This window comes from Streptomyces sp. UG1 (assembly GCF_049974585.1).
GTDB lineage: Bacteria > Actinomycetota > Actinomycetes > Streptomycetales > Streptomycetaceae > Streptomyces.
On the sequence record NZ_JBNGGG010000001.1, the window covers coordinates 293,291 to 317,207 of the forward strand.

Here is a 23,917-nt window from a genome sequence, read left to right on the forward strand (position 1 = left end):
GGATCCACATGAGCCTGAGGTCACGCATCAACACCCCCGAGGAGCACGGCAGCCGGGGCGAGGACGGCCATCTGGTCGCCTCCTACCGGGCCAAGCTCCTGGAGGAGATCGACCTCGCCGAGATGAGTTCGCTGGCCGCCGCCGAGCGCCGGGCCCGTCTCGAGCGGGTGCTCGGGCACATCATCAGCCGCGAGGGTCCGGTGCTGTCGACGGTCGAGCGCTCGCAGCTCATCCGCCGGGTCGTCGACGAGGCGCTCGGACTCGGCATCCTGGAACCGCTCCTCGAGGACGCGTCGATCACCGAGATCATGGTGAACGGCCCGGACGCGATCTTCGTCGAACGCGGCGGCCGGGTGGAGCAGTTGCCGCTCCGCTTCCCCTCCCACGACCAGCTGATGCAGACCATCGAGCGCATCGTCTCCACGGTGAACCGGCGCGTGGACGAGTCGAACCCGATGGTGGACGCCCGCCTGCCGTCCGGCGAGCGCGTCAACGTCATCATCCCGCCCCTGTCGCTCACCGGCGCGACCCTGACGATCCGCCGCTTCCCGCGCTCCTTCACCCTGCACGAGATGACGGGTCTCGGCTCGCTCGACGAGCCCATGGTGTATCTGCTGGCCGGATTGGTGCAGGCAAAGTTCAACGTCATCGTCTCGGGCGCCACAGGCACCGGAAAGACGACGCTGCTCAACGCGCTCTCCGGCCTGATCCCGGAGTCGGAGCGCATCATCACCATCGAGGACTCCGCCGAACTCCAGCTCCAGCAGGCCCACGTCATCCGCCTGGAGTCCCGCCCGCCGAACGTCGAGGGCAAGGGCCAGGTCACCATCCGCGACCTGGTCCGCAACTCCCTGCGGATGCGCCCCGACCGGATCGTCGTCGGTGAGGTCCGCGGCGGCGAGTCGCTGGACATGCTCCAGGCGATGTCGACCGGCCACGACGGCTCGCTGGCCACCGTGCACGCCAACAGCGCCGAGGACGCGCTGATGCGGCTGAAGACCCTCGCGTCCATGGCCGACGTCACGGTCCCCTTCGAGGCGCTGCACGACCAGATCAACAGCGCGGTCGACGTGATCATCCAGTTGACCCGCTTCCCGGACGGGGCGCGTCGAATCACCGAGATCGCTGTGTTGGACAGCCATGGGGCGGAGCCGTACCGCCTGGTGACGGTGGCCCGCTTCAACGCCCAGCCCATGACGCCGGACGGCCGCGTCCACGGCGCCTTCGCGTACCACCCCCTCCCGCGCCGCACCGCGGACCGCCTCTACATGGCGAGCCAGCCGATACCGCAGGCCTTCGGCGTCGCCCAGTCACCACTCGAACTCGCGACCAGAGAAGCCAGGTAGACGGGTCGGCCAAGTCACGTAGGACAGGCAGGACAGGTAGGACAGGTAGGACAGGTACCCCCATGGATCTCCAGACCCGCATCACACTCACCACCGGCATCGCGCTGCTGACCTGCGCGCTGGCCGTGGCGGGCGTCCACGCCTACGGCGCCGGTCGGGCCCAGCGCCAGGCCCTCGTCGAGCGCCTGTCCGCCACCGGCCAGATCACCGGCCCCGGCGGCCGCCGACGCCGCTTCGCCGACCTGGACCGCCGCCTGCGCCGTACGAGACTGGGCAGGCAACTGGAGCTGCGGCTGGTGGCGACGGGCCTGGACGTCACGCCCGGCGAGTTCTTCGTCTACATGCTGGCGACGGTGGCGGGCCTGTGGCTGATCGGCCAGGCGGCCCTCGCCCCCTTCTTCGGTCCGATCGCGGGGCTGCTGGGGGTGTGGGCCGCGGTCCAGTTCCTGAACTGGCAACGGCAAAAACGCATCGAGAAGTTCATCAACCAGCTCCCCGAACTGGCCCGCATCCTCGCCAACGCCGCACACGCGGGCCTGGCCCTGCGCACCGCGATCAGCATGGCGTCGGAGGAGCTGGAGGCCCCCGCGGGCGAGGAGCTGGCCAAGGTCTCCAACCAGTTGTCCCTGGGCGCCTCGATGGACGACGCCCTGGGCGAGCTGGCGGAACGCCTCCCGTCCCGCGAACTGGTCGTCCTGGTGACGACCCTGGTCCTGTCGAACCGGGCAGGCGGCCAGGTGGTGAGCGCGCTGCGGAACCTGACGGAGACGCTGGAGGAGCGCAAGGAGACGCGACGGGAGATCCGTACGCAGTTGTCGCAGGTGAGCATGACGTCGTACGCGGTCCCGGTGCTGGGTGTGGGGTCGCTGTTCCTGATGAACGGGGTGAAGGACGGCGCCCTGGACCGCATGACGGGGTCGCCGCTGGGGCAGGCGGCGGTGCTGATCGCGTTCGGCCTGTACGCGGTGGGCTTCATCCTGATCCGCCGTATGTCGCGGATCGACGTCTGAGGGCGGGGGACTGGTCATGGGATCGGGAATCGGACTTCTACTGGCAGCGGTGATGGCCCTGAGCGTCTGGGGCGTCTTCGCCGGCATCCGGATGTACCGCGCGGAGACGAAGCTGCCCAGCGATCTCGCGCTGGCGTTGGAGATCGGCGCCACCCGCACCGGCGCCGTGGACTCCCTCATCGACCGCATGGGCATGCGCTACGCCCCCGCCGTACTGCGCCTGATGGGCCCCAAGCTGGTCGCCAAGTACCGCCGCAGGATCGACCTCGCGGGCAACCCCGGCGGCCTGACCATCGACCGCTACGCGGCCCGGCGCGCGGTGTACGGCTTCCTCGGCGCGGTCGGCTTCCTGGTGTTCCTGCTGCGGGGACAGTTCCTGGTGGCGTTGCTGCTGCTGGCGTTCGGCGCCTTCTGGACGGAGGTCGGCATCTGGTCGGCGATCCGGATCAGGAAGGACGAGATCGAGCGCACCCTGCCGGACTTCCTGGACGTCCTGGCGGTCGTGGTCAGCGCCGGCCTCGGCTTCCGCCAGGCACTCGATCGGGTGGCGTCGAAGTACGAGGGCCCCTGGGCGGACGAACTGCGCATCACCCTGCGCCAGATGGACCTCGGCATGAGCCGCCGCCAGGCCTTCGCCGAGCTGCGGCGCAGGAACGACTCCGAGCAGGTGGCGATGTTCGTGACGGCGCTGCAGCAGGGGGAGGAGCTGGGAGCCCCGATCGTGGACACGCTGGTGGCCCTGGCCAAGGACATGCGCCGCACGGACGCGCAGAACGCGCGCCGGAAGGCGGCGAGGGCAGTACCTCGGGCCACGCTGATGATCACGACGTTCATGGTGCCGGCGACGATGATCCTGCTGGGGGCGGGGCTGTTGCTGGGGTCGGGGACGGACTTCGGGTCGTTGACGGGGGAGTAGGGGGGGGTGACAGGGGGTGACAGGGGGGTGGCCATGAGAGCTTTCATTGATCGCGTGAGCAAACAGCCAACCTCCAACTACTCCAGGCCTCTCCCTGACTTTCCCTTCGAACACCTTTCGCGACTGCAACTGGATGTGGGACAGTTGACGTCTTGCAGGTCACGATTCCAGCTGAGCGGGAGGGGGGCGGAGGACATGGGCCTCGACGGTCAAGAACCACATCAACCCAATCTTCGCCAAACTCCACAGCACCAGCCACGCGCATTCCGCCGCCAAGTGGCTGGACAGGCCTCGGGTTCACCCCAGGACGGAGCTGGCCGGCGATGACAGAGCGATGGTTTTCGGCCGAGGCCCGGAATTGGGCCCGGGGACCCTCTGGTGTTCGGGGTATGCACGCTTACGTTTCTCCCGATACTTCTCATAGGACTTGCGAGCCCAGAGGGGAACACCATGATCAACTGGATCAACACCGCCGTCGCCCACCTACGCTCTCGCGCCGCTCGCGACGACAAGGGGCAGACGGCGGTGGAGTATCTGGGCATCATCGCGGTGGTTGTGGCGATTGTGTTGGCTATTACGGGGACGGACATCGGCAACACGATCTATACCGCGATCACGGACAAGGTCGCCGAAGTCGTAGGCGGCTGATGCGGCGGCCCCGTAGGTACGACGACGCAGGGCAGGCCTTCCCCATCTACATCACGGTGGTGGCAGGCCTGCTCTTTCTCGCGTTCGCTTACCTTGCGGTCGGCCAGGCCGCGGCGAATCGGAACGGCGCCCAGACAGCCGCCGACGCGGCAGCGCTGGCGGCGGCGCAGGAGACCCGGGACCAACTCGCGGGGGACTGGTTGGAGGTCGTGGGCGACCCCACGAAGTGGCAGGACATCCTTGACGGCGGCGGCGCGGTGTTCAACGGCTGCTGGCGGGCGTACGAGCTGGCGGCCCAGAACGACGCCGGCGTCGAGGACTGCGGGGAATCGGGGGTGTTGGGCTACGAGGTGGTTGTCAGGACCGACAAGTCCGTGGGCGACTCCATTGTCCCCGGCACGGAGGACTTCAGGTCGACGGCGTCGGCCAGGGCAGTGATCGAGCCTCGCTGCGGGTTCGAACTGCCCGGTGGGGACCCCGACGACGGTGATGGCAACGACACGCTGCCCCTGCCGCAACTCACCTGCGGGGACACCGACTGGGACCCGGACCCGGACGACCCGGCGACGCTTCCGGACCCCGAGGACCTCTTCGACGTCCACCTGGCCGACTGAAAAGCGAACGACGAGTGACGAAGGAAGCAGAGGCATGAGCATTCGGTTCACCACGAAGGCCCGCAGGGGGATGGTCGCGATGACCGTCGCGGCCGGACTGGCCCTCGGTGTGGCCGGCTGCGGAGGCGGGGGCGACGATGACAAGAAGCCGGAGAAGTCGGCTTCGGCCCCTCAGGACCGCGGGTCCGATCCAAGTGCTCAGGAAGGCCAGTCCGACACACCCCTCGCCGAGATGAAGGGGGCGAGCGGCCTTCTGCTCCAAGTCACCTCAGCCGAACGCGACTCGGGGGGCTTCGTCACCGTCAGCGGCACGCTGAAGAACGACGGTGCACAACGGGTCACCGTGCCCGCAGCGGTGAGGGGCGACGAGACGGAGATACTGCGTCACGGCATGTCGCTCGGTGGCGCGACCCTGGTGGACAGCAAGGACAAGAAGCGTTACTACGTGCTGCGCGACACGGACGGACGGCCCCTGACGACCACGGGCTTCACCTCCTTGAAGGCGGGTGAATCGCTCGCCGTGTTCATCCAGTTCCCGTCCCCGCCCTCGGGCTCGTCCGAAGTGACCCTCCAGCTTCCGACGTTCGCCAGCGCCCCGATCACGATCTCCGGGTGAGGCCCCCATGACCCGCACCCCCCGCCTCCCCCTGACCCTCACCGCCGCCACCCTCATGGTCGCCGCCAACCTCCTCGGCGCCACCACGGCCGACGCCGCCGACGACCCCAGCGTCCCGCCCGGCACCGAGGCCACCGCCGCCGCGCCCGTCGAGGTGGACGCCAACGACCCCGACCTCAAGCTCCCCGAAGGCGCCACCCTCGCCGAAGCCAAGGTCCTGGACATCAAGCAGGTGGTGGAGGACCAGGGCGGCGAGGAGCGCCGCGAGGACACCAACGCGGACGTGAAGTTCGCGCTCCAGGCCGAGGTCCTGTTCCCCAAGGACAGCGCGAAGCTGACCGGCGAGGCGAAGTCCCGTATCGCCTCGATCGCGGAGGAGATCAAGACCCAGAACGCCACACGGATCCGCGTCTTCGGCTTCACCGACAACCTGGGCTCCTCGGCCCACGGCGACGTCCTGTCCCGAAAGCGCGCGAACGCCGTACAGGGAGTCCTGGCGTCGGAGCTGAACGACTCGACGATCACCTACGAGACACGGGGCTACGGCGAGGACTACCCCATCTCTTCCAACGCGACGGAGGAGGGCCGTAAGAAGAACCGGCGGGTGGAGGTGTCGTTCCCGCGGTCGGGTAGCTGACCGCGATGTGAGGCCCGCGAAACGAACATGCAGGGTCTCGAAACTCGCTGCATAACTGGCAGAGTGCCCAGCCATGGACACCTCTGAGTTCTGGACCGTCATCGAGGCCGCCCGCTCGGCCGTCGGGCCAGACAGGCCTTTCGCCGAAGCCCTGGTTGATGAGCTGGCCGCCCGCACCAAGGACGACATCCTCCGCTACCAGGAACGCTTCGACGAGCTGCATGACGCCGTGTACCGATGGGACGTGTGGGCAGCCGCCTACCTCATCGGCGGCGGCTGCTCGGACGACAGCTTCATGGACTTCCGCGCCGGCCTGATCGCGCTGGGCCGCGACTGGTACGAGAGGGCTGCGGCCTGCCCGGACAGTCTCGCTGAGCATCCTGCGGTGATCGCCGCCGCAGGGGCGTACGACGATGAAGTCGTGTTCTACGAGGACGTCAACTACGCGGCCAGCGGCGCGTTCGAGCGCGTCACCGGCGGTGAAGAGGACTTCTACGACGCCTGGGACGAGTACGCAGCCTCACGTGACCGTTCCGGACAAGACTCCGTAGATATGGTAGATATGGGCGAAGACTTTGACTTCGACGACCCCGATGAGATGCGACGCCGACTCCCGAGACTCGCCGCCCTTCACCTCCTCGACACACCACACTGAGCAGCGACAGACCGCGAGACGCGCTCTCGATAGGTCGGCTGGCAACGGGCGGAGCCCGGCACTCGATTCGAAGCGAATCCTCCCCGCCAATTGAGCCTCATGACAGACCTCGCCAAGCAGCGACTCCGTATTGCGATGTCCGCCCTCAGCGACGCCATACCTCACGTTCGTCGCCGAGATCTCCAACGGCACCTGGGAAGGCCCGTCCTCGGCGCACGGGCTGCTACCACTGAGCGAGTTTCATCCTGAAGCGGCAGGTCAGGCCCCTGGTGTGGGCGGAGACCGGCGTACTCGTGCTGCTCCTTGGCGTGATCACTAGCAGGTGATCGTCTGTCACGGGCGGCTCTCCGGGTTCCCCATCGGCACGACGGCGCCCTTCGTGGGTTCCGCGGTGGGAGGGATCTGCATGGTGGACGTGCGCTGGCGGAGATCGATGTGGAAGTGGCCTGGAGTCGGTCAACGCCCGCATCCGCCGGGCGGTCAAGACCCGAGGGCACTTCCCGAATGAGCAGGCCGCCCTGAAATGCGTCTACATGGCGATCATGGCCCTCGGTCCCACCGGCAAAGGCCAGGCCCGCTGCTACCTCAGTTACACCACTCGTTCGACAGACCCGGCTACCCGACTAAGAGCCATACCCAGCCAGAATAGTCGCCCAGGGGGCATGGTCGCGGGCGGCTGTGGGGCAAACGACCGGCACACTCAGCGACCGAGTCTGGCTAGCGTGTCCGCGTAGGAGTCGGCGTACGACGTGTGGAGCCGTCTGGCGAATCGTCGCTGCGTCCGGATGCAATGACATGACAGCTGATGGAGGAAAAAATATGACGTCCACAAGCGCAGGTCGATGGCGCCGTCGGGGTGCCTTGGCGTTGATCGCCGCGACTGGCGTGAGTATCGGTATCGCGCCGGGTACGGCCTCGGCGTATAACAGCTATACCGGCGCGACGTACGTCAAGGGCAGTTGGTCGACCAGCTCTGCCGAAGGCGTCGTCAACCTGCATACGAACGACCAGTCCGGTGCAACCTGTCTGTGGCAGGCGATGCTGTGGGCGGACGGTGCGTGGATCGCCGACAAGGGCCGGCGGTTCTACAAGTCCGATATCGACGGCGTTTTCGGTTGGGACAGCCATCAGGCGACGAGGAGCTGGCAGTACAGGCACGGCCTGTCCGTGGACGGATCAGCCGGCAAGTACTCCTGGGCCACGGCCGAGCGTCAGCTGACCTACTGGAGCGGCGGCGGCGGTACTACTCGCACGTATTACCGGGGCAAGAAGCCGAACGGCGCGGACACCGGCCGCGGCTTCTGGCTGACGAAAGACTCCCAGGGCCGGTGGAGCTTCGACGAGCCGGGAACCGGCCGGAACATCTACGCGTCGTACGAGACCAGCACGATGAAGTCTCGTTGCCTCTGACCTGGGCTCCTGTCCCGGTCCGTCCGGCAGCACCAGACGCTCCTGGTGCGTCCCGACGGCGGCAGCACCCCACAGCTCGCTGAATTCGCGGCTATCAAGCAGGTCACGGGGCTGGTGTGTGGCTGCGGTGATGTACTCGCGCCGGTCAGGGATGTGATCTTCTTCGGGAGATCGTCTGTCACCGGTGAATTTCGGTGTTCGCGAGGACGAGCAGGGCCCGCAAGAGGGTGGTGGCGTGTCGGGCGTCCACGCGGATCTTGGTCAGGAAGCGCCAGGACTTCAGGTTCGCGAAGCCGTGCTCGACGGCAGCGCGTTCGCGGTTGAGCAGGCGGTTCGCTTCCTTCTCGGCGTCGGTGAGGCGGCGGTTGCGGGTGGTCTTGCGGCCGGTGATGACGACCGGGTCGTCGGGGTCCTCGTCCAGGCCGACGAAGCCGAGGTCGGCCAGGGCTCCGAGCCCTGCCTTACGCAGATGGCCGGTGATCTTGTTGTGGCGGGCGGCAGTGATCTCGCTGGAGCGGCCGGGCTTGGCCGCGGAGATCCAGATCAGGTTGCCCCTCTCGTCGGTCAGCGCGAGAAACAGCAGGCCATGGGCTTTGTGTTTGCCGGAGAAGTTCTTCCGGTTGTCCGTCTCGTGCGACGGCGAGTGCGGACGAGGGTGCCGTCCAGCAGGACCACGACTCCGCCGCTGCGGGCGATCTTCTTCAGTGCCCGGTCCAGTCGCGGGCCCGCACAGCCAGGAGCTCGATCGTTTCCTTCACCCAGCGACGCACGGTGGAGGCGGGGACGTGGTTGCCGCCGGCCATGTCGGCCAGGCGCTGGTCGTGGCGGAGTACGGCGAGCACGACAACCGCTTGGGCGCCCGGGGTGAGCTTGCGCCACCGGGTGCCCAGCTGGTTACGTCGGCGGCGTATCAGTCCGGCGACGAGATCGATGGTCCGTTCCGACAGCGGGAGACGGACCTGGTAGACAACATCCTGAGGGCCTTCGGCGGGCTGGTTTTCGTCGCAGATTCACCAACTCCCGCCGGGGGCCGTCTTTTTACGGCAGGAATCGGCCGGTCCGCCACTGCCCTGACCTGTCAGCGCGTCAGATAGAGTCCCGCGCCGGTCCGCGAGATCCAGCCTCGGTCGGCGAGTTTGCGCAGTTGCCCGCGGACCGGCTCCACCTTCGCCGGTGTCGCATCCCACCCGCACCCGCACCCGGACCAGCCACCACCGGCTCCGGCCCGGCTCCACGATCCCCGGCGACTGTCGCCCGCTGTCTGTCGCGTCGGCCCCATGCCCAAACACCACCTCGGCGGCCTCCAGCCGGGCCACTTCCACATCGATCTCCGCCAGCTCCTTGCGCAGCACCTCGGCCCGCTCGGCCAGTTGAACCCGCCGCTCGACCGTCCACGTCAGCACGTCCACCATGCAGATCCCTCCCACCGCGGAACCTACGAAGGGCGCCGTCGTGCCGATGGGGAACCCGGAGAGCCGCCCGTGACAGACGATCACCTCCTAGTGATCACGCCAAGGAGCGGCACGAGTACACCGGTCTCCGCCCACACCAGGGGCCTGACCTGCCGCTTCAGGATGAAACTCGCTCACTGGGACAACTCCCCGAGAGCTGGCAGCGCTGGGAAGCCGAATGCTGGCTGAGCCCCTAACCATTCGATGGCACGGCCATGCGGAACCCTGCGGTGCCCTTCCCCCTCGAGGCTGAATGGCAGTGGGAGTACGACTACTACGACTGGACCTCAACGCGGCCGGATCTGGTGGCTGGGAGACGGATGTGCGGCCCCCTATGCCGATGCGGGAGAGGAAGCAGAACCGGAAGTCGACTTTGTGTCCTGGCTCCAGGACTGGCAGTCCGATCGAGGGTGGTGGTCTCAGCACCTCGAAGACCTCGACTGAGTACACCCGTGGTGGGCCAATGCCGTGAGAATCCAGGGATTTCGACGCGCCTGCGAGCGTCCGACTCCGGTGCATGTGCGCTGTCAGGCACCAGGTTCATCCCGGCCAGCGGAGATCGCTTGCCGGTGCGAGAGCGTGATGCGGCGCTGAACCAGGTCGATGTCCAGAACCTTGACCGGTAGCGCGTCACCGACTTGAACGACCAACTGCGGATGACCCGGGTGTCTCTCGCTCAGTTCGGAGTTGTGCACCAGCCCCTCGAAACCGTTCTCCATCTCTTCGATGCGAACGAACGCACCGAACGGTACGAGCTTGGTGACGTGGCCGATGATGGTCTGGCCGATCTGTCCGGTCAGCAGCGTCATCGGATCTTCGTGCAGGGCCTTGAGCGACAGTGACACGCGTTCGCGGATCGGGTCGACGTCGAGGATTTCGGCGCGGATCTCCTGACCGACAGCAACGACGTCGGAGGGGTGGTTGATGGGACGCCATGACAACTCAGGGATATTGATCATCGCCTCGAAGCCGCCGATGTCCACGAAGGTGACGCCGAAGGTGGCGATCTGGGTCACGGTGCCGGTGACGATCTCGCCTCGGTGGAGGGACTTGAGGAGGGCCCAGTTCCGGTCGCTCGGCGTCGGCTCTGTCCGCCAGCGAGCACGTACCACTCCGTCGCTGTCGGGCATGACGGCGGTGAACAGAGGCACACGCTCATCGGCGTACACGGGGAGAAGCGCTGCGGCGCCGGCACCGGACATTCGGGTGGCCAGCTCCGGGAACTCGTCCTCGTCGACAATGGCACTCTGCAGCCGACCATCCTCGTCCTGCCAGACGCATTCCACCAGGCCCTCGGGAGGGAGGGCACCGAGGACCGCGTCGATATCGGAGGACAGGTCTGGCCAGACGGCCAGCCGAGCGCGGGGGGCGAGACCGGCACGCACCGTGTCGACGGTGTCATGGGTGAGGCGGTGCCACCGCGAGGCGCCTTCGACGTATGTCTCCTCCAGGATTCCGGCACGGCACGAGGCGACGGCCCAGTGCAGACCGGCCCAGAAATCGTCGTCGCCGGGCCGCTGGACGTCTTCGCCATCGGTTTCCACGTTGCAGGGAGATGCATCCACGCGTTCCGGGAACAGCCCGAGCGCGCGAGTCCGGGCCAGCGCCTCCTCGCAGCGCTGGCTGCTGCCGATGTAGAGGTACTGGTCCCACCCCACGTGCACCGCGAAGGCATCCTCCACCTCCAGCCGACACCAGGCGCCGCTGTCGCGCAGCATGACCCGCACCAGTGCCAGTCCGATGTCGAGCGGCACCTCTGCCCCGTCGTGGAAGCCAGACAGGCCGGTCGGGAAGAGTCCGTCCAGCCCGAAGCCCTCCAGCGGCTGCTCGACACCGAAGTGGACGAGGGACGAGACCTGCGGCTCGCGAACGGCCAGGTGATCGATGCCGGTGCCCACTGCGAAGGCCTCGACCGCTTGCAGATAGGCCGCCTCGACCTGGCCATGATCGCTGACCGTGTCCTCGGCGCCGGCGTAGCAGCCGTGTTCGTCGCGGTCGGTGGGGTCGTACTTGGTGACGCGATAGACGTAGGGCAGCACATCCCCATCTTCCAGCACCCGTCGATGTGCGCTCACCCGATGTGGTGAAGGCTGGCGCTGCCCATGACCTTCCTCGTAGAGCCCGGTTCGGGCTCGTGGCCTCCAGGAAGGGCATCTGGAACCGCCCACGCCCGTTCCTCACCGTAGGCCCAGATGCCGCCTTACCAGGAGTGGGCGACGTCCACCACGAGCTTGTCGGACAGCTGGGTCACCTTGAACGGCAGGCGGGCGCGCATGCCCAGACCGACCTTGCTGTCACCCTCGAAGCTGCCGCCGAACTTGGCGTCGCGGAAGGTCTGGTAGCCCGTCAGGTCGACGCCCGGCAGCGGCTGTTTGGCCTTGCCCGGATAGGTCACCTCATCGTTGTCCAGGTCGTACGAGGCCGCTTGGACGCGGACCTCCAGGATCGCGCCGCCGGACACCGGGATCGGGTCGCCGCTGCCCTCCTGCTCGAAGGCGTCGACGTACTGGACGGTGTAGCCAAGCCGACTGGTGGTCCCTGCGGGGATGTCGAAGACGATGCGGTCGTAGCAGTCGTGACCGCCCGTCCTGATGTTCGTCAGAAACGCCGGTGCGCTATTGTTCGCCGTCTTCGGCAGGCTGCCCCAGCCAGTCTCACAGGCGGCGGCCGTCGTGCCTACGCTCCCCTCGGCGAACGCGGTCGGAGCCGCCACCACCAGGGACAGGCTCACTGTAGCGGTCGCCACGAATAACGCTCCGCGCGATGCCTTACGCATGTTTCCTCCAAGCGGAACTTGGTGATCGGTTTGGCGCCCCTTTAGACGACGACAGCAGGCACTTGGTTGTTTGCAGGCAGAGGGCTTTCACTGCGGGCCCGGTGGGGTGAACGGCAACCGTCTCGTGCTTCCACGGACCGTCTCAGGTCACGGTCTTCCGGAAGACCAGGATGCGGGAGGAAGCCGAGGTGAAGCGCGCCAAGCCGGCGAAAGAGCTGTGCGAGGCTGAGCACGGCCCCGCGCATGACGAGTGCAGTCGCGAGTTCCGGGAGCAGCTGCGAATCACACCAGCTGGAAGCTGTCGCGGGAGCGGAGGGCCGCCGAGGGCTACGTCGGGCCTCCGGAGGTCGTCGCAGAACGCGAGCAGATCCGCCTGGCACACGCACTCGGACAGCTCGTGTACGACCGCCGGGCGGCCCTGGGGCTCGGCCAGTCGGCGCTGGGCGAACGCCTGGGCATGTCCGGTGACGAGGTCGAGGCCATCGAACTGGGGGGCATGCTTCCCATCACCGCGGACTTGCTGGTCAGGTTGGCGACAGCACTCGATGTCACGGTGGAGCTGCACGTGGTTTCGGATGGACAGAACACAGTGATGTTCGAAGAACACGCGGCGTGAGTGATTCGGGACGGTCAGGCCCAGGGGCGCGATGGCCCACATGCGTGTCGGGTTCCCGGAGGGGAGGAAGCCGGGTAGGGGTTAGGGGGAGGCCGATCCGCTACGGCGTTCGGTCCCCTTGGATGGCAGGATCGGTGCCATGGGCACCGAGAAGGGCTGGGTGTACCGGGTCGACGAGCCGCACGGCTCGCAGGGCTGGCGGCCCTATGGCGCCCATCCCGAGCGCTGGCGGGGGACCGTCATCACCGACGATTCCAAAGAGACCGCCGAGTACGTCGCCGCCCTAGTCGTCACCGACCTGCTGACCGAGTGGGAGGCGAGCGGCACCGGGCAGCGGCATGTGCGCGTGATCGTCTGGGCGAACAAGGAGGGCGACGGCCCCGAGGACGCCGCGTTCACGGTGGAGATCCGGCCCGACGCCGCTGCCGTGTGACCGATCGGCGATGGGCGATCGGTGATCAGGCTCGTGTGAGGGCGCCGAGCACAAAACAGTCCCCGGTAGTGCTGCGCGTGTCCTGAAGCCTCAGTCGTCACTGCTGCCTCGGTGTCGCGCCGGCTTGCCGGGGGCCTGAACCACATCCTGTCCAAGTCACTCCGCCGGGTAGACGTCCTCACCGGCTTTGTGGCTCTTTCGGTGTTGTGGTCTATTAATTACCAATTCACACTCAGCGCTCGGAGTCAAGGGTCCTTGGGTAAAAACTTTAGTCTCCGACTCATCGGGACCACCTTCGAGCTCGCTGTGGTCGGTGCAGCGCTGCCCTGACCCGCCACCACACCTTGCGAAGGTGAGATGTTTCGATGGAGTACGTGACGACCGGCAGCCATGCGCCGTCGGGCTCGCGGCCGAGCGGCCGGCCCTCGGGCGGATACCGATCAGGGGGCTCCTGGGCCACTGACCCTCCTTCGGCCGATGGGTGCAGCCGCCGCGACTGCTCCTGCACCCTACTGGCCGGTGCCGGCCCCGCGGGCGCGCAGGGCGCGGTGACTGCGCCGCACCACCGGCACCGGAAGGTCAGTGGGAAATCCGCTTCGCGGGCGCGGCCTCGGCCAGTCTGCCGTAGAAGCCTTCACTGCCTACGTCCGGAAGCACGGGCGGACTCGTGGGGCCTCTACGCCCATGTACCCATGTGCCTCCCCCCACCGCCCAACGGTCGCCAAACCGACCCGGCGTGCATGCCCGCCGTGTCTGCGCCCACCGCCCCCGCTGAGGGTATCGCGGCTTTCGGTTCTTCCTCCGGCGGCGGGGACCGGTCCCGCGCCCCGGTGCCTAACCTGCGCCCGTGATCGCAGATGACTCGTACTCGTACCGTCGTGAGTACCGCTATTCGGGAGGCAGTTGGCTATGGCTCGGCCTGACCGCTCCCTTCGTGGCAGGCATCGGACTGATCGCACGGATGGCCCTGGACGACGAGGTGTCGGTCATCGTCCCCATCGCCGTCGGCGCGACGCTCGCCGCCCTGCTCCTGTTCGTGCTGCGCCTGGTCAAGGTGACGGCGACGATCAGCGACGAGACTCATCTGACGGCGCAGGGAGCGTTCCGCAGCCACGCCACGGCCTGGCCCGACGTGCAGGGCATCGAGATCGAGGTGAACCCCGGGGCGGGAGCGCAAGGAGCGCCGAGCCGGATCGTCGTGCTGTACGACGCGTCGGGCCGGCGGCGCACCCTGCCGCATCTCAACGACCGCAACACTCCCGACCTGGAGAGCGAGGTGGCGGCCCTGCGGGAGGTGTGGATGTGGCGCAGGGGTGAGGACTGGGCGCCCGTTCCCAAGGCGGCGAACAAGATCGCGCGCGTGCACAGGCATCCGACACCGCTGGTCCATATCGCGGTCAAGATGATGTTCGGCGGACTCGTGCTGGGAATCGTGATCTTCCTCATCGCACTGGCCTCGGGCGTGTACGACGGCTCCGACCCCAACGCGTTTGCGGACGTCGTGTTCCACCCCTTGGCGCTGATCATGGTGCCGCCCTTCGCGGCGTATATCGGAACCTTCGTGGTCGGTGCGATCCTCCGCCGTCGCTGAGGCCGGTGTTGTCCGACGGAGCCAGGCCCGACGGTCATTGTGGAGATCCGGCCGGACATCAACGCAAAGCGACCTTCGTGTCGCGGTCAGTTCCATCAGGTGTGAATCACCCCTCCGGGCGATGGCGGTCCGATCTATTTCGAACTACTTTCAAAGTCATGTCGACGGACAACAGCGCAGTGAACTTCTCCGAGCTGGTCAACAAGAACAAGCAGACACTCGCCAGACTCAAGGAATCGCCACGACTTCTGCTGCATCGCAGGGATGGTGAGGACTTGGTCCTCACCACGGCCGCCCGGGCCGAGCAGGATCAGACAGTGGTCTCGGCCGCCACCCGCATGCTGGTCGCGATGGCACGCCGGGAACCCAGCATGGAACTGCTGCTGGACATCCTTCCGGACGCGTTCCCCTGGGTCCGCTTCCTGCCGGAGCCCGATCTTCATGCCTTCGCTGTCGAACTCGTCGACACCATGCGGGCCGCCGACTCCGTCGGCAACAGTGCGTCCGTCGCCCAGATGATCATCGCCTGGCAGCACACGGCCGAGGTGTACTCCGACCCCGAATTGCTGGCCACCCTGAAGAGGGATCATGCTGAGGACTACGGTCCGGCGCCGGACCCGCGGGACGTCGCATGAGCGCGGGTCGCGGTGACCGCGCCGCACCACCGGCACCGGAAGGACAGTGGGAAGTCCGCTTCGCGGGCGCGGCCTCGGCGAAGGGCTGGGAGAACCTCGCCCAGCAGGCCCGCGAGAACACCTACCGAGCCTGGGTCATCCTGCGCACGGACCCCAGACCTGCAACAGAAACGCCCCGGCATCACCGGCTCAAGGGCAGCCTGGCGCACGGCACCTAACCGGGGACAGGCCTGCGAGCAGTGGCAGATCGAGGTGACCGGCGGAGGCCGGGTCTGGTATCTCCTGGACACTGTCCGCGACACCTGCTGGATCACGTTCGCCGGTACAGGGCATCCACGCGCTACGGATCGCTGACGGGATGGGGCAGGCCGGGATGATGGCCAGTCGCCAATCTCTCTGCTGCGGGAGGCACTTCACGCGTCACGGCCCTCTGGGGCGATCGGGGTACCCCCAGGAGTCCTGCCAGCGCCCTGGCGGCGACCGCGCGGCGCAGGGTGCGTCTCGTACCAGTACTCGTGCTCGTCATCGGTTCCCCTGTGCAGAAGCCCAACCCGTTTCAGCGGACCGTCGGTCAGCCGTTGGCCTCATCGCTCTCGTTCGGGACGTTCGCATCCACCACGGGTGGTGGGTCGGCGGGCACAGGTTCTGCGGACGTCAAGGGCCTTGAACCGTACGTGGTCGAGGTGGAGCGGGAAGAGCGGGAGCGTGAGCAGACAGGGCAGATGCGGTGCAGCGTGCCCTTGGTGCTCGCACCCGGATTCGGCCGAGGGGGCGCGGCCCGTGCCGGAGGGCCGACCTGCGGTTCTGGGATTCGGGGCGGGTTGAGGGGAGTTGGACAGCTCCGCTCCACTGGCAGCGCATGAAGCAAGGGGTCGCAGTCGTACGGAGTGGTACAGATCTGCCCAACTCAGAATCCCGGATCGACCTCACTTCCGTACGGCGTCGGACAGCTCGAACCACACGACCCTCCAGCCGGGGCCGGGTGCGTGGGAGTGACCGATCGCCGGGTAGCGGCCCCAGGCGTCCGCCAGCGCTTCCACGAGGTACAGGCCGCGACCGAAGTCCTGGTCCGGGGTGCAGGGCAAGGGGTCGGGGAGCCCCGGATGGTTGTCCATGACGCCGATGCGTACGGCGTCGCGGCGGGAACGGAGTCTGACGGTGACCGGGCCGTCCGAGTGCTTCACGGAGTTGGAGACCAGCTCGGAGGTCAACGGTTCTGCGCTGTCGGTGAGTTCGGGTGTTGGGCGTATCCGAGGAGTGCGGTGCGGTGCGGACGGTGTGGCGGGCGATCGAGAGCGCTCGCGGGTCGTTGGGGAGCTTGAGGTGACACTCCCAGGGCTGAGAGTCGGCATGCGGCGTCTCCGTGCCGGGTGAGCGGGGTGGTGAACGGCAGTTGGTGGCCTGTCTCCCTGCGCGGCCCACCCCTCCCAGGGGAGGAGGGTGCGGGCAGGCTCGCGCGATGCGCTTCCAACTGCATTGAGTTGACCGCACCCGGAGGGAACGGCATGCCACCGAGGACGACACCGACGGAGCGCCAGAGGCGACTGGGCAGTGAGCTGCGCAAGATGCGGACCGCCGCCGGGATGTCGGCGGACAGACAGCCGGCCTGCTCGGACTGGACCGGGCGAAGATCTCCAACATCGAGACGGGCATCCGCACCGTCAACCCGGAGCGGCTGCGCACTCTGGCCTGCAATTGCGCGTGCTCGGACCAGGCGTACGTGGAGGCGCTGGTGCAGATGTCCCGCCCCAGCGGGCGCGGCTGGTGGGAGCGTTACCGAGGGTCGCTCTCCCCGGGGCTCCTGGACATCGCAGAGTTGGAGTCGTACGCGGTACGTATGCGGACGGCCCACACGGCACACATCCCCGGCCTGTTCCAGACCAGCGACCACGCTCTTGAGCTGTTCCGGGCGGTCCTTCCGCCGTTGCCCGAGCATGAAGTCGCCCTGCGTCTGGCATATCACGTGGAGCGTCAGCAGGTGCTGGAGTGCGAGAACCCGCCCAAGTACGTCGGAGTGGTTCACGAGGCCGCACTGCGGATGCAATTCGGCGGACCCAAGGTCGCACGCGCGCAGCTCGAACACCTGCTGGCCGTCTCCGAGCGGCCGGCGGTGCGTCTGATGGTCATCCCCTTCGCCGCTGGTACGTTCCCTGGCGCCGGGCAGACGGTCAACTACCTCGAACGCCCAGGTCCTGGTCCGCCTGGCGCGCCAAGCCAAGCCGGCGGTCAACTGAGCGGAGGCGGTCTGTTGGATCCGTCGATCCGCCCGGTTCACGTCTCGCCGTGCGGTATCCGTAGAGCAGCGCAATGAGATCGTCTCATCCTGAAGTCGCTGGTCACGGGTCTGGTGTGACCGGTGGCCGCGGTACTTGTCCTGGTCGGCGGCGTGATCGGCTCCAGGTGATCGCCTGCCACGGGGTGTTCGCCGGAACCCGCCGCTGTTCGCGCGTGCTGCAAGCGCCCGAGCCGGTCCTACGCGGCAAGCGGCCTGTTGCGGGAGCTGGATCCTGTTCGGCAGCGATGAGTTTCGCGGTGGTACCAGGTCTGGATGTCAGACCGCTTCATCGCATTCGAATCGGGAGGTATCGTGCGGCTTCTTCTCACATCCGCCGGCATCAAGAACGCGAGCATCCACGACGCGTTGGTCGACCTGCTGGGCAAACCGGTTGCCGAGGCCAACGCCCTCTGCATTCCCACCGCGGCGTATGCCATGCCCGGCGGTGTCGGTTCGGCATGGCGGTTCATCAGTGGACGCTCCGTCATCTCACTGTGCGAGGTGGGCTGGAAGTCGCTGGGGGTGCTGGAGCTCACCGCGCTGCCCAGCCTCGGCGAGGACCTGTGGCTCCCCTCGGTCCGAGAGACCGACGTCCTGCTGGCAGGTGGCGGCGATGCCCTGTATCTGTGTCACTGGATGCGGCAGTCCGGGCTGGCCGACCTGCTGCCGTCGCTGCGCGAGACGGTCCATGTGGGAGCGAGCGCCGGGAGCATGGTGATGGCCCCCAGCGTCGGACTTCTCGATCTTCCCGCACCTGGACCACGAGAATCTCCCGGACAACTCCATGGCCAACGCGCAGATGTGGGCCGTCGGGATCCCGCGACCGGGGTACGCGATCGACGACGAGACCGCCATCAAGGTGACCGACGGCAGCGTCGAAGTCGTCTCCGAGGGGCACTGGAAGCTGTTCGCCCCTTGAGCTGGGGATGGTGTGCTCGCGCTGGTTGCCGGCGTGATCACGAGCGGGTAATCGTCCGGCGGGGGCGGTTTCCGGGGTTCTCGGGCGACGGGGCTGGGCATTCCGTAGGTTCCGCGGCGGGAGGGATGTGGATGACGGACGGGCTGACGTGGACGATCGAGCGGCGGATCGAGCTGGCGGATGGGGCCGAGCTGCTCCGCAAGGAACTGGCCGGGATTGAGTCGGAGGTGGCCCGGATGGAGGCCGCTGAAGTGGTGTTCGGGCAGTGGGCCGAGGCCACGGACGGCGGGCGTCGACAGTCGAGGATCTTGGAGCCGGAGCCGGAGCCGGAGCCGGAGCCGGAACGGGTGGTGGTCGGGCCGGGAGCCGGCGGGATGCGGCTGGTGCCGGACCGTGCCGAGGGCATGGGCGTGGAGGTCCTCACGCCCGAGTACCGGCGGATCGTGGAGATCGTGGCCGGCGCGGGCGGGCCGGTGATGGCCAAGGATGTCGCGATCGCCCTGGGCCGCGAGACGACGCCGGGCAAGGTCGAGCCGGTCCGTGGTCAGTTGCGTAAGTTGTCCGACCGGGGCTGGCTGGCGAGGACCGGGGCAGGCCGCTACCTGCCGCGCTGATCGATCGGGGCGGCGGCAGACCGGCCGGTTGTGGGCGTAACGCGAGGGCCCGCAGCGGGAGTTGGAGTGTGTGTGAAGACATCCCGCCCCGCCGAGGGCTCGCGTGACGCTGTCTATCAGGTTCGGCTTCCGGTGTCGAAGTCGACTATCACTCTCGTCGCCGTGGACCCGGGTAACCAGGCGGTCATCGTGCTCGCCGTGCTCCGCCATGACCAGCGCCTGGCCGACATGGCCGGCGGCAACAACGTCTCCGCTTCCACCGTGCGTCGCTGGCTGCAGGAGGTCGTCGAACTGCTCGCCGCCCGGGCTCCGCGCCTGGACCGGGCGCTGAAGAAGATCGTCAGGATCGGCGGTGTCGTGGTGCTGCTGGACGGCACTCTCGTCCGCACCCGCCGCCGCACCGGGACGGACAACCGGAAGAACTACAGCGGCAAACACAAGGCCCATGGCCTGCTGTTTCTCGCCCTGACCGATGACAAGGGCAACCTGATCTGGATCTCGGCGGCCAGCCCGGCCGCTCCAGCGAGACCACCACCGCCCGCCACAACAAGATCACCGGACACCTGCGGAAGGCCGGGCTCGCAGCCCTGGCCGACCTCGGCTTCGTCGGCATCGATGACCTCCCCGACGACGTCCCGGTGATCATCACCGGCCGCAAGGCCGCCCGCAGCCACCGCCTCACCAAGGCGGAGAAGGACGCGAACCGGCTACTCAGCCGCGAACGCGCTGCGGTCGAGCACGGCTTCGCGAACCTCAAGACCTGGCGCGTACTGACCAAGCTCCGGATGAACGCCCGCCACGCGACCACGCTCCTGCGGGCTCTGCTCGTCCTGGCGAACGCTGAAATCCGGCGGTGACAGACGATCACCCGCCCACGATCACGCCGCCGGCCAGCCCGATACCCCCCCTCAGCGACCCACACCAGGGATCTGACCTGCAACTTCAGGATGAAACGATCTCAATGAGCGGGTGGGGGACGGGCACGGCACCCAGTTCGCTGGGACCCCTCCCGAACCCCCTTGCCTACTCTCCGCCCATGACTGCTCCACGCAGATGGGTCTTCACGGTGGCCGCCGCGCTGATGACGGCAGGCTGTTCCAGTTCCACGGACGCCGCGCCACCGGCTTCGGCCCCGGCCTCGGCCGCGCCCAGCGCAGCGACCGCGCGGCCGAGTGCCACCGAAATCTCGGCCTTCTGCCTTAATCTGTCGACCTTCCAGGTCGGCGTCATCGCCTACAGCGCCGAAGTGGGTGCGGCGATCGAAGGGCAGCCGCTGGACTTCAAGGAGCTGCGGAGGAAGGCCGCCTTGATCGCCGACACCGGTGAACCGATGCGGGCGAGCGCGCCGTCGGACATCGCCGAAGAGTTCCGTACGGTGCTCAAGGCGATCGATACCTCGGCGAGCAATCTGAGATCGGGGGCCAAGGCGCGTGATGTCGTGGACCCTGTGTACGGCGAGCGCAACCGTCCCGCCTTCGACGCGGTGAACGACTACGACTGCGGTGCCGCGGACGGGTGACCAGCACATGATCCGGGCCGGAGGGGCGCACATGGCGGGCGCAGGGGGCGCACGTGAACTGTGTTGAAGCGCTTCCGGCGGGCCATTGTGACGCTGCCGCATCACAGCTACCCTTCAACTCCCTTTCCTCGATCGTCTTCTTTCAACTTGGCTCGCAACAGGTCGAGTTGGCCCCCATCCGGGGTCGACTCATGGCGTGGGTCCGTCACGTTGAACATGAGGGGAGTTCCGCATGACCACACCTCTCGACGGCCCCAGATTCCCGAACGACCAGGCCATTGAGTTCGTACGGGAGTTCCGGGTCACCGTGGCCCCCGAGTACGAGAACCGGGCGAAGCTTCAGACCAGTCCGCCGCTGTTCCTGCTGCGCGTGCCGCAGGCGTCGTACCGGAGCGGCGTGGACCGTGTCGTCGCCGCCCTGACCGGGGCGCTGCGGCAGCGGGTGCCGTTCGCTCATCTGCCGGCCGGAACCAGGGCGGAAGCCGACTCCAGGCTGCTCTCCGTCGGCGCCGGGACGCAGCTGTACCGCAGTGCTCCGCAGCACATGACTCCCGACCGCTTCCCGCACTTCCACGTCATGTGCGACCTGGTCGAGTACATCAGGTCGCACCCGCAGGAGTGGGCGACGAACGCGAACCAGGAAGCGGAGCTGCGAACCCACGTCAGTGAGCGACGGGCCCATCGGGGCGGTCTGTTGGCCTTCACCAGGATGGACGGACCGGCACTCGACGGGCTCGCCGGGTTCCTGGCCAACCTGAGCTGGCTGTCGTTCGTTCAGCTGCTCCCGCGGTGGCTGTGGGCCCGTCGTGCCTCCCGCAAGGTGATGCGGGGCTGGCTCGGCGCGCAGCAGGTGGCCCAGGGCAGCAACAACCTCTTCCGGCTGATGGACCGCGTGGCCGCAGAGCGATCCGTGCAGCTCATGGACGACGCATCGCACGAGGAGGCGCTCCAGGAGTTCGACTGGCTCATCCTGCGGGCCCTGCTGGAAGACCTGCGCAGACCGGCGATCGGGCGGATCCTGCCCGGTCGGCGTCGCAGAACCAGCCGCCCGGTCCTGTTCGTGGAGCTGCCTCCGGCAGGAGAGCCGGGTGCCCGTGCCGCCGAGCGTTTCCTGCGCTCCCTGCGCCGGGCCCAGGCCACCTCCCGGTCGCCGGGCCCGCTCGTCGTCGCCGTGGGCGTGCCCTCGGACGCCCTGCTGCGGGAGCTGGGTGATCCGGTCGAGAGCACGTTCCCGGAAGCGAGCGTGCGCCTCGCCGACAACGGCTCCGCCGACGAACCCGCCGTCCTGGTCCCCATCTCCGAAGGCGCCCTGGCGGCGCGCGGCGTGCCGGTCCTTCCCGTCGAGCCGAGAACGTTCAGGTTCAGCCGACACGTCCCGGCCTCGATCGTGAGCGGCGTGACCACGCTCGCCCTGCTCACAGCGGGACTCGTGCTCCCCGGCGTGATCCCCGCGGCCCGCGACTGCCTCGGCGGCACCAGTTCCGTGGCGGAGTCCGCCCCCACGGAGCCGATACCGGTGGAGGCCGCCGCCTGGTACGGGGCGGCCGTGAAGACCATCGACGAACAGAACGCGCGTGTCGCGCAGTACGCCGCCCGGGGCCGCGCCGTGCGGACCGTCGTCGCCTTCGTGTCCGACCCGCCGAAAAACGATGACGAGACGCGTTTCGACGGGACGATCCCGGAGCTGCGCGGCATTGCGATGTGGCAGGAGCGGCTGAACCGGGAGGCTGCCGCCGACAACTCGCTGATACCCCTGCGCGTGGACGTACGCGAGGCCGGAGTGGCCTTCCGCGACGCCGAGAGCGAGGCGAAGAAGCTCGTCGCGGAGATAACGGACGAGGAGAGCGTCCCGGCAGCCGACCGAGTCGTCGGCGTACTGGGCTTCGCACAGAGCCGGAAGGAGACCCAGGCCGCCCTCCGAGTCCTCGGCGAGGCGGGCATCCCCTCGATCGGCACCACCGCCACCGCCGACGAGATGCTCTCCGGCCCGGCCACCCGGACCTACTGGCCGTCCACACCGTTCAACTCGCGCGAGGCCACGATCGAGGCGGGCTTCGCGCACACGGAGAACATCGTGGCCGAGCCCGGCTCGGAGGACCGCTGCACCCCGGCCGGGCACGCGATCGTGATCGAAAGCTCCGCGGACCTGTACAGCCACAGCCTCGCCGGCCGGTTCGTCAGCGAGTTCGACGGCACGCACCAGGTGTTCGACTTCCACCAGGACGGCGACTTCGGCCCCGCGCCACTGCGCGGTGCGGTCAGCCAGCCCGACGCCGATCTGCTGGCACGGGCGCTGTGCGACGCGCTGGAGGACAAACCGGACTCGGTGGTGTACTGGTCGGCGCGGGCCAAGGACTTCACCGCGCTCATCAACTCCATGGACACCGCCGGGACGTGCACCGCGCGTGACGTGACGGTGCTCGGCGGCAACGAGCTGACCAACGTGGCGCAGACGGGCGCCTTCGCCAACAAGGACTGGCTGCGCCTGTACTACTCCGCGCACCGGCTGCCCGCCGACGATCCGGACGCGAGCGACAGGACCCGGCAGTTCGTGGCCGAGTACGACGCCTATGTGAGGGACACCACCGAAGGCACGGATCCCTGGCGCCAGGACGGCCACTCCGCGGTCTCCTACGACGCCTTCCACGTCCTGTCGCAGGCCGTGCGCCAGGCCGGGCTGCGCGACCCGGACATCGACCGCGAGTCCGTGCTGCTGGTCCTCGGCACCGGCATCGCCTTCAACGGAGCCACCGGATACGTCTCCTACGACGGTGCCAACGCCCCACCCCACGACAAGACCCTCGTCCTGCTGCGCCAGTCGGGGAACCATCCGGAGGCCGTCCTCGCCTGCGGCGCCTACCGCCAGGGCCAGTCGAGTGAGGCACAAGGGCCGCCCTGCGCGGGCTGAGCATCTGCCACTCAGGGTGGGTACCTCCCGTGCGTACCCACCCTGAACGAAGCCCGCCGCGTCAGTAGTTGGCGGCAGCCTTCCTGTCCGCCGCGCTGTACGCCGCGCTCGCCTCACGGACCGTGTTCGCGATGGCGTTCAGGGCCTGGTGGATCTCCATGGCCTTGATGTCCCTTCTGGAGGGCTTCCAGGTCCGTGTCCAGCTTCTTGGCCTGCGCGGTGATGTCCCCTGCGGCCCTCTCCAGTTCCGCGTAAGTGACCAGCATCGTGCCGTTGTCTACTGCCATGGATTGTTCAACTTCCCTTCCACGTCGGGTGCGTTGGGGGA

26 protein-coding genes and 3 pseudogenes are annotated in these 23,917 nt (G+C 67.9%); 23 read left to right on the forward strand and 6 right to left on the reverse strand.

Going from position 1 to position 23,917, the window contains the following annotated elements; all coding sequences use genetic code 11:
- Positions 1-8: 8 nt before the first annotated feature.
- From ACP4J3_RS01350 to ACP4J3_RS01395, 10 genes and pseudogenes are all read left to right on the forward strand, one after another.
- Positions 9-1,346 (forward strand): CpaF family protein, encoded by a 1,338-nt coding sequence (locus ACP4J3_RS01350; protein ID WP_426529405.1) that lies wholly within the window; start codon positions 9-11, stop codon positions 1,344-1,346.
- Between the two features lie 62 nt (positions 1,347-1,408).
- On the forward strand, positions 1,409-2,356 hold the full coding sequence (locus ACP4J3_RS01355; RefSeq protein ID WP_426529407.1) for a type II secretion system F family protein: 948 nt from the start codon (positions 1,409-1,411) through the stop codon (positions 2,354-2,356).
- Positions 2,357-2,372: 16 nt separating this feature from the next.
- On the forward strand, positions 2,373-3,272 hold the full coding sequence (locus ACP4J3_RS01360; RefSeq protein ID WP_426529409.1) for a DUF5936 domain-containing protein: 900 nt from the start codon (positions 2,373-2,375) through the stop codon (positions 3,270-3,272).
- A gap of 450 nt (positions 3,273-3,722) precedes the next feature.
- Positions 3,723-3,920, forward strand: a complete 198-nt coding sequence (locus tag ACP4J3_RS01365; RefSeq protein ID WP_426529411.1) for a Flp family type IVb pilin — start codon at positions 3,723-3,725, stop codon at positions 3,918-3,920.
- A complete protein-coding gene (locus ACP4J3_RS01370; RefSeq protein WP_426529413.1) occupies positions 3,920-4,534 on the forward strand; it encodes a pilus assembly protein TadG-related protein in 615 nt (204 codons plus the stop codon). Before ACP4J3_RS01365 ends, ACP4J3_RS01370 begins: the two co-directional genes overlap by 1 nt.
- 34 nt (positions 4,535-4,568) lie before the next feature.
- The gene (locus ACP4J3_RS01375; protein ID WP_426529415.1) at positions 4,569-5,150 is read left to right on the forward strand and encodes a hypothetical protein; all 582 of its coding nucleotides are present in this window, start codon (positions 4,569-4,571) and stop codon (positions 5,148-5,150) included.
- A 7-nt stretch (positions 5,151-5,157) separates the two neighbouring features.
- Positions 5,158-5,787: an OmpA family protein gene (locus ACP4J3_RS01380; RefSeq protein ID WP_426529417.1), complete on the forward strand. Its 630-nt coding sequence runs from the start codon at positions 5,158-5,160 to the stop codon at positions 5,785-5,787.
- A 73-nt stretch (positions 5,788-5,860) separates the two neighbouring features.
- Positions 5,861-6,442, forward strand: a complete 582-nt coding sequence (locus ACP4J3_RS01385; protein ID WP_426529419.1) for a DUF4240 domain-containing protein — start codon at positions 5,861-5,863, stop codon at positions 6,440-6,442.
- Between the two features lie 440 nt (positions 6,443-6,882).
- Positions 6,883-7,020 (forward strand): annotated as a pseudogene (locus ACP4J3_RS01390) (transposase); the annotation flags it as partial.
- 241 nt (positions 7,021-7,261) lie between these two features.
- Entirely contained in the window at positions 7,262-7,852 is a 591-nt protein-coding gene (locus ACP4J3_RS01395) for a peptidoglycan-binding domain-containing protein (protein WP_426529421.1), read from the forward strand.
- Between the two features lie 178 nt (positions 7,853-8,030).
- Here the strand turns inward: ACP4J3_RS01395 and ACP4J3_RS01400 are convergent, their stop codons facing one another.
- The 5 genes from ACP4J3_RS01400 to ACP4J3_RS01420 all read right to left on the reverse strand — a co-directional run bounded on the left by ACP4J3_RS01400 (position 8,031) and on the right by ACP4J3_RS01420 (position 12,079).
- On the reverse strand, positions 8,031-8,585 hold the full coding sequence (locus tag ACP4J3_RS01400) for a transposase family protein (protein ID WP_426529774.1): 555 nt from the start codon (positions 8,583-8,585) through the stop codon (positions 8,031-8,033).
- Positions 8,554-8,694, reverse strand: a complete 141-nt coding sequence (locus tag ACP4J3_RS01405; protein ID WP_426529423.1) for a hypothetical protein — start codon at positions 8,692-8,694, stop codon at positions 8,554-8,556. Before ACP4J3_RS01405 ends, ACP4J3_RS01400 begins: the two co-directional genes overlap by 32 nt.
- Positions 8,695-8,862: 168 nt before the next feature.
- A complete protein-coding gene (locus tag ACP4J3_RS01410) occupies positions 8,863-9,264 on the reverse strand; it encodes a hypothetical protein (protein WP_426529425.1) in 402 nt (133 codons plus the stop codon).
- Positions 9,265-9,830: 566 nt separating this feature from the next.
- The gene (locus tag ACP4J3_RS01415) at positions 9,831-11,342 is read right to left on the reverse strand and encodes a S1 RNA-binding domain-containing protein (RefSeq protein ID WP_426529427.1); all 1,512 of its coding nucleotides are present in this window, start codon (positions 11,340-11,342) and stop codon (positions 9,831-9,833) included.
- Between the two features lie 161 nt (positions 11,343-11,503).
- On the reverse strand, positions 11,504-12,079 hold the full coding sequence (locus ACP4J3_RS01420) for an AMIN-like domain-containing (lipo)protein (protein WP_426529429.1): 576 nt from the start codon (positions 12,077-12,079) through the stop codon (positions 11,504-11,506).
- Between the two features lie 250 nt (positions 12,080-12,329).
- On the opposite strand from ACP4J3_RS01420, the gene ACP4J3_RS01425 reads away from it, so the two are divergent.
- From ACP4J3_RS01425 to ACP4J3_RS01445, 5 genes are all read left to right on the forward strand, one after another.
- A complete protein-coding gene (locus ACP4J3_RS01425; RefSeq protein ID WP_426529431.1) occupies positions 12,330-12,695 on the forward strand; it encodes a helix-turn-helix domain-containing protein in 366 nt (121 codons plus the stop codon).
- A gap of 139 nt (positions 12,696-12,834) precedes the next feature.
- A complete protein-coding gene (locus tag ACP4J3_RS01430) occupies positions 12,835-13,128 on the forward strand; it encodes a hypothetical protein (protein WP_426529433.1) in 294 nt (97 codons plus the stop codon).
- Positions 13,129-13,975: 847 nt separating this feature from the next.
- Positions 13,976-14,719, forward strand: a complete 744-nt coding sequence (locus tag ACP4J3_RS01435; protein WP_426529435.1) for a hypothetical protein — start codon at positions 13,976-13,978, stop codon at positions 14,717-14,719.
- 158 nt (positions 14,720-14,877) lie between these two features.
- A complete protein-coding gene (locus ACP4J3_RS01440; RefSeq protein ID WP_426529437.1) occupies positions 14,878-15,354 on the forward strand; it encodes a hypothetical protein in 477 nt (158 codons plus the stop codon).
- A complete protein-coding gene (locus tag ACP4J3_RS01445; RefSeq protein WP_426529439.1) occupies positions 15,351-15,572 on the forward strand; it encodes a hypothetical protein in 222 nt (73 codons plus the stop codon). The genes ACP4J3_RS01440 and ACP4J3_RS01445 overlap by 4 nt, the downstream gene beginning before the upstream one ends.
- Before the next feature lie 708 nt (positions 15,573-16,280).
- Here ACP4J3_RS01445 and ACP4J3_RS01450 read toward each other — a convergent pair.
- Positions 16,281-16,565, reverse strand: a complete 285-nt coding sequence (locus tag ACP4J3_RS01450; RefSeq protein WP_426529441.1) for an ATP-binding protein — start codon at positions 16,563-16,565, stop codon at positions 16,281-16,283.
- Positions 16,566-16,859: 294 nt separating this feature from the next.
- Here ACP4J3_RS01450 and ACP4J3_RS01455 point away from each other — a divergent pair.
- The 8 genes and pseudogenes from ACP4J3_RS01455 to ACP4J3_RS01490 all read left to right on the forward strand — a co-directional run.
- Positions 16,860-17,548 (forward strand): annotated as a pseudogene (locus ACP4J3_RS01455) (helix-turn-helix domain-containing protein); the annotation flags it as partial.
- Between the two features lie 354 nt (positions 17,549-17,902).
- Positions 17,903-18,301, forward strand: a pseudogene (locus tag ACP4J3_RS01460) (peptidase E); the annotation flags it as partial.
- A gap of 112 nt (positions 18,302-18,413) precedes the next feature.
- Positions 18,414-18,548 carry a hypothetical protein gene (locus tag ACP4J3_RS01465; protein ID WP_426529800.1) on the forward strand — a complete coding sequence of 45 codons (135 nt, stop codon included), beginning with the start codon at positions 18,414-18,416 and terminating at the stop codon, positions 18,546-18,548.
- 131 nt (positions 18,549-18,679) lie between these two features.
- On the forward strand, positions 18,680-19,162 hold the full coding sequence (locus ACP4J3_RS01470) for a hypothetical protein (RefSeq protein ID WP_426529802.1): 483 nt from the start codon (positions 18,680-18,682) through the stop codon (positions 19,160-19,162).
- A gap of 132 nt (positions 19,163-19,294) precedes the next feature.
- On the forward strand, positions 19,295-19,804 hold the full coding sequence (locus ACP4J3_RS01475) for a hypothetical protein (RefSeq protein WP_426529443.1): 510 nt from the start codon (positions 19,295-19,297) through the stop codon (positions 19,802-19,804).
- A complete protein-coding gene (locus tag ACP4J3_RS01480) occupies positions 19,726-20,019 on the forward strand; it encodes a transposase family protein (protein WP_426529776.1) in 294 nt (97 codons plus the stop codon). Before ACP4J3_RS01475 ends, ACP4J3_RS01480 begins: the two co-directional genes overlap by 79 nt.
- Positions 20,020-20,228: 209 nt before the next feature.
- Positions 20,229-20,681, forward strand: coding sequence for a hypothetical protein (locus tag ACP4J3_RS01485; protein ID WP_426529445.1), 453 nt, complete (start codon positions 20,229-20,231; stop codon positions 20,679-20,681).
- Between the two features lie 232 nt (positions 20,682-20,913).
- The gene (locus ACP4J3_RS01490; protein ID WP_426529447.1) at positions 20,914-23,589 is read left to right on the forward strand and encodes an ABC transporter substrate-binding protein; all 2,676 of its coding nucleotides are present in this window, start codon (positions 20,914-20,916) and stop codon (positions 23,587-23,589) included.
- The last annotated feature ends 328 nt before the right edge of the window (positions 23,590-23,917 follow it).